A 5,217-nucleotide genomic window follows, 5' to 3' on the forward strand; every position below is an offset into this window, starting at 1 on the left:
TCCTGCTCTATTCTGTCGGGATCGAGCGCCGAAATCGTCTCGGCACGCGTCCAGCCGGCATTGTTGATGAGAATGTCGGGCACACCATCCCGGTCGAGGATCGCGCCGATCGCCGTCGCTATCGATGCCTTGTCGAGAAGATCGAAGACATGGCGGGAGGCAAGGTGCGGACTGTTCAGCGCCTCGCTTGACTGATCGCAACCGACGACCCTGGCGCCTCTTTGCGCCATCAGCGCCACGATGGCCGTGCCGAGACCGCCGCCGGCCCCCGTCACCACGACGGTCTTGCCCTCGAACTCGGCCCTGCCTTCGAACTCGGCCCTGCCTTCGAACTCGGATTGCGAAACCACCGTGCGTCATCCTCCGGGAGTTCTGACAGATCGCATAAGGCCTAGGCCTGTAAATGTAATTAAGCAACACAATAATCCGCTTGCGCGCCCTCAAATCATCGATAATGTAGGAAAGTCACATAAATCTTCTGCTTCGGCACGGAGAGGCGCGCAGGCGCAACACCAATGGGAGAGATCAAATGAGCCTTGCAAAATGGACTGTCGGCCTGATGGCCGGAATGAGCATGCTGGCAATTGCGGCGCAGGCGGATGCGGGCGAGGTGCGGGTCACCGTGGCCGAGTACAGCGCCAAGACTGCTCCCTATTTCGCCGACGTCAAGAAGGAATTCGAGGCGGCGAACCCCGGCATCACCGTCAAGTTCGAAGTGGTGCCGTGGGATGTGCTGCTGCAGAAGCTGACCACCGACATCACCGCCGGCACCAATGCCGATCTGTCGATCATCGGCACGCGCTGGCTGATCGACTTCGTCCAGCAGGATGTCGCCGAGCCGCTCGACGGCTACATCAAGCCCGACTTCAAGGACCGCTTCATCGACACCTTCCTGTCGCCCTCGATCATGGACGGCAAGACCTACGGCCTGCCGATCGCGGCCTCGGCGCGCGCCATGTACTACAACAAGGAGCTGTTCGAGAAAGCCGGCATCGCCAAGCCACCGGCAACCTGGACCGAGCTGCAGGAAGATGCGCGCAAGATCAAGGCCCTGGGGTCGGGCACGTTCGGCTTCGGCCTGCAGGGCAAGGAGATCGAGACCGACGTCTATTACTATTATGCGATGTGGTCGCAGGGCACCGAGATCCTCAACAAGGACGGCACTTCGGGCCTGAGCACGCCAGGTGCGCTTGAGGCCGCCAAGCTCTACAAGTCGATGATCGACGAAGGCCTGACCGAACCCGGCGTCACCTCCAACAACCGCGAAGACGTGCAGAACCTGTTCAAGCAGGGCAAGGTCGGCATGATGATCACCGCACCCTTCCTGTCCAACCAGATCAAGGACGAGGCGCCGAACCTGAAATACGGCGTGGCAGCCATCCCCGCCGGCCCGACCGGCGCGCGCGGCACCTATGGCGTGACCGATTCCATCATCATGTTCAAGAACTCCAAGAACAAGGACGAAGCCTGGAAGCTGCTCGATTTCCTGTTCACCACGGAGCAGCGCGCCAAGTTCACGCAAGGCGAAGGCTTCCTGCCGGTGAACAAGGAAGAGGCCAAGATGGACTACTACGTCAACAATGCCGATCTGGCAGCGTTCACCGCGCTGCTGCCCGACGCCCGCTTCGCGCCGGTCATTCCGGGCTGGGAAGAAGTCGCCCAGATCACGTCGGACGCCATGCAGAAGATCTATCTCGGCGGCGACCCTGAGGCGGGCTTGAAGGACGCGGCCGCCAAGGCCAACACCGTGCTGAAGAAATAGGGCGTATCTCCCTGCGCCCGTGGCGCGCCCCAGACTCAGGCGGGGCGCGCCACACCTAGGTTCCCGGCCCGGTGCGGCGGATCCGAAATTCGCATAAGCAGAACCTTCTGATCCAGCGCGCCGAGGTTGCAGGCCAGCAGATGCAAAATCGTTTCTTGCCCTATCTCCTGACCTTGCCCAGCCTGTTTCTGGCGGCGGTGGTCATCTTCTGGCCGGTCTGGGACCTGATCCAGATCTCGACGCATGAGGTCAGCCGCTTCGGCCAGCTTCGCGACTTCAACGACTTCGCCAATTTCGCGGCACTCGCTGCCGATCCCGATTTCACGGCCGCGCTCTGGCGCACCGGCCAATGGACGGTGATGGTGGTCGGCGGTGCGCTTCTCTTGTCGATCCCGGTGGCGATGATCCTCAACACCGATTTCTATGGCCGCGGCATCGCCCGCGTCATCATCATGCTGCCCTGGGCGGTATCGCTGACCATGACCGCGGTGGTCTGGCGCTGGGCGCTGAGCGGCGAAAGCGGCATGCTCAATTCGGCGCTGATCGGCCTCGGGCTCATCGATCACAACATCCAATGGCTGGCGAGCGCCGAGACCGCTTTCCCGATGCAGGTGCTGATCGGTATCCTGGTGACGGTGCCGTTCACGACGACGATCTTTCTCGGCGGGCTGTCGTCGATTCCGGACGATCTCTACGAGGCGGCGGCGCTCGAAGGGGCGACGCCGCTGCAGCAGTTCCGCGAAATCACCTTTCCGCTCCTGAAACCGTTCATCAACATCGCCATCGTGCTCAACACCATCTACGTCTTCAATTCCTTCCCGATCATCTGGGTGATGACGCAGGGCGGCCCGGCCAACTCGACCGATATCCTGGTCACCCATCTCTACAAGCTGGCCTTCCGCATCGGCAAGCTGGGCGAAGCATCGGCGGTGTCGCTGGTGATGTTCGCCATATTGCTGGTCTTCACCATGATCTATGTGCGGCTGGCGATGCGGGAGCAACGCACATGACGAGCAAGCTGAAACGCTCCATCATCGCCTGGCTGCTGCTGGCGCCGCTGATCGTGGTGACGCTCTTTCCCTTCGCGGTGATGTTCCTGACCGCGGTCAAGCCGAGGCAGGAAGTGCTGTCGCCGACCTGGTGGCCGAGCGAATTCCGCTGGTCGAATTTTTCCGATATGTGGGTGGCGACCGGCTTCGGCCAGGCGTTGCTCAATTCGCTCTACGTGTCTGTGATCGCCACGGTCGGCGCCATCCTGATCTCGGTTCCGGCGGCCTATGCGATGTCGCGCTTCCGCTTTGCCGGCTACGGCGCCTTGCGCCAGTTCCTGCTGATTTCGCAGATGATCTCGCCGATCGTGCTGGTGCTTGGCCTGTTCCGGCTGATGGCGGCCTGGGGCCTGGTCGAGAGCACGACGGCGCTCGGCTTCATCTACATGGCCTTCAACGTCGCCTTCACGGTGTGGATGCTGCAGAGCTATTTCGACACCATTCCGCGCGATCTCGAGGAAGCCGCCTGGATGGAGGGCGCCGGCCGCTGGCTGACCTTGCGCAAGGTGTTCCTGCCGCTCTGCCTGCCGGCGATCGCGGTGACCGCGATCTTCACCTTCATCAATGCCTGGAACGAATTCGTCGTGGCGCTCACCATGCTGCGCAGCCAGGAAAGCTATACGCTGCCGATCCAGGTGTTTTCGCTGGTCGCCGGCCGCTACACCATCGAATGGCACCACGTCATGGCCGCGACGCTGCTGGCGACCTTGCCGGTGGCCATCCTGTTCATCTGGCTGCAGCGCTACCTCGTTCGCGGGCTGGCGCTCGGGGCGGTCAAATAACGCCTATTCACGGACGGAGCTTTCATGCGCATTTTCACCGCCTCGCTGGCGACGGAAACCAACACCTTCTCGCCGGTGCCGACCGATAGGGCCTCGTTCGAGATGGCCTTCTATGCCGGGCCCGGCAAACATCCGGACACGCCGACGCTGTGCTCCTCGCCGATGGTGGCGCTGCGCCGGCGGGCAGCGGCCGAAGGCCTCGATGTCATCGAGGGCACCGCCACCTGGGCGGAGCCGGGCGGCCTGGTGCAACGGCAGACCTATGAGGCGCTGCGCGACGAGATCCTTGGCCAACTCAAGGCAGCGCTGCCGGTCGATGCCGTCATCCTCGGCCTGCATGGCGCCATGGTGGCGCAAGGCTATGACGATTGCGAAGGCGACCTGCTCGAACGGGTTCGCGCAATTGTCGGGCCGGAGGTGGTGATCGCCGTGGAACTCGATCCGCACAGCCATCTGACACCGAAGCGCGTGGCGGCCTCCGACATCCTCGCCTACTTCCTCGAATTTCCGCACACCGATTTCTACGAGCGCGGCGAACACGTCGTCGAGCTTGGCCTGGCAGCGGCACGCGGTGAGATCAAGCCGGTCATCTCGACCTTCGATTGCCGCATGATCCAGGTGCTGCCGACCAGCCGCGAGCCGATGCGGTCCTTCGTCGACCGCATCAAGGCGCTGCACGGCAAGGACGGCGTGCTGTCGGTCTCCGTCATCCATGGCTTCATGGCGGCCGACGTGGCCGAGATGGGCACACGCATCCTGGTCGTCACCGACGATGACAAGGCCAAGGGTGACGCGCTGGCGGAACGGCTGGGGCGGGAACTCTATGCGCTGCGGGAAAAGACGGCGATGACGATGCTGGGCGCCACCGACGGCATCGACCGGGCGCTGGCCGTGCGCGGCAAGAATCCGGGCAAGCCGGTGGTCATCGCCGATATCTGGGACAATCCCGGCGGCGGCGTTCCCGGCGACGGCACCTTCGTGCTGCGCCAGATGCTGGCGCGTGGCCTGGACAGGTTCGCCGTGGCGACGATCTGGGACCCGATCGCGGTCACCTTCTGCCTGGCGGCGGGCGAAGGCGCGGTCATCGATCTGCGCTTCGGCGGCAAGGCCGGGCCGCAGGCCGGCGAGCCGATCGATGCGCGCGTGCGCGTGCTGAAGGCGGTTGCGGAGGGTTGGCAGAGTTTTGGGCCAAGCCGGGTGACGCTCGGGCCGGCGGCGCTGGTCCGCCTCGAAGGCACCGAGGTCGACATCATTCTCAACACCAACCGCACACAGACCTTCGAGCCGGATATCTTTTCCAACATCGGCGTCGATCCGATGACCAAGGACATGCTGCTGATCAAGTCGACCAACCATTTCTACGCCGGCTTCGAGCCGATCGCCGCCGAGATCATCTATGTCTCGGCGCCGAGCTCGTATCCCAGCAATCCGGCGGTGACGAATTATACCAAGCTGACGCGGCCGGTGTGGCCAAGGGTGACGGATCCTTGGAAGGATGCTGGCAATCTCCCCCCTTGAGGGGGAGATGTCGCTGAAGGCGACAGAGGGGGTCGCCTGACATAATGCGCCAACCTTCTTCTGCCGCAGCAGGCCGAGCCCGGTCGAACCGACCCCCTCTGGCCGC

At 63.3% G+C, this 5,217-nt stretch carries 5 protein-coding genes; 4 read left to right on the plus strand and 1 reads right to left on the minus strand.

The annotated features are described in order from the left end of the window. Positions 1-350: SDR family NAD(P)-dependent oxidoreductase (locus tag EN750_RS17405; protein ID WP_127397147.1), on the minus strand; the 350-nt coding region annotated here is incomplete at its 3' end. Positions 351-529: 179 nt separating this feature from the next. Here EN750_RS17405 and EN750_RS17410 point away from each other — a divergent pair. The 4 genes from EN750_RS17410 (at position 530) to EN750_RS17425 (ending at position 5,111) form a co-directional block, all read left to right on the plus strand. Next, entirely contained in the window at positions 530-1,762 is a 1,233-nt protein-coding gene (locus EN750_RS17410) for a sugar ABC transporter substrate-binding protein (protein ID WP_127397148.1), read from the plus strand. 140 nt (positions 1,763-1,902) lie between these two features. After that, entirely contained in the window at positions 1,903-2,772 is an 870-nt protein-coding gene (locus EN750_RS17415) for a sugar ABC transporter permease (RefSeq protein WP_023811708.1), read from the plus strand. Beyond that, positions 2,769-3,593 carry a carbohydrate ABC transporter permease gene (locus EN750_RS17420; RefSeq protein WP_013528984.1) on the plus strand — a complete coding sequence of 275 codons (825 nt, stop codon included), beginning with the start codon at positions 2,769-2,771 and terminating at the stop codon, positions 3,591-3,593. Before EN750_RS17415 ends, EN750_RS17420 begins: the two co-directional genes overlap by 4 nt. 24 nt (positions 3,594-3,617) lie before the next feature. Beyond that, positions 3,618-5,111: a M81 family metallopeptidase gene (locus EN750_RS17425; protein ID WP_127397149.1), complete on the plus strand. Its 1,494-nt coding sequence runs from the start codon at positions 3,618-3,620 to the stop codon at positions 5,109-5,111. Positions 5,112-5,217: the final 106 nt, after the last annotated feature.

This window comes from Mesorhizobium sp. M7A.F.Ca.ET.027.03.2.1, from assembly GCF_003999175.1.
Lineage (GTDB): Bacteria > Pseudomonadota > Alphaproteobacteria > Rhizobiales > Rhizobiaceae > Mesorhizobium.

Excerpts from the sequence above, each read along its gene's own strand:
- EN750_RS17420 (WP_013528984.1), top strand. The coding sequence starts at position 2,769 with ATGACGAGCAAGCTGAAACGCTCCATCATCGCCTGGCTGCTGCTGGCG.
- EN750_RS17425 (WP_127397149.1), top strand. The coding sequence starts at position 3,618 with ATGCGCATTTTCACCGCCTCGCTGGCGACGGAAACCAACACCTTCTCG.
- EN750_RS17410 (WP_127397148.1), top strand. The coding sequence starts at position 530 with ATGAGCCTTGCAAAATGGACTGTCGGCCTGATGGCCGGAATGAGCATG.
- EN750_RS17415 (WP_023811708.1), top strand. The coding sequence starts at position 1,903 with ATGCAAAATCGTTTCTTGCCCTATCTCCTGACCTTGCCCAGCCTGTTT.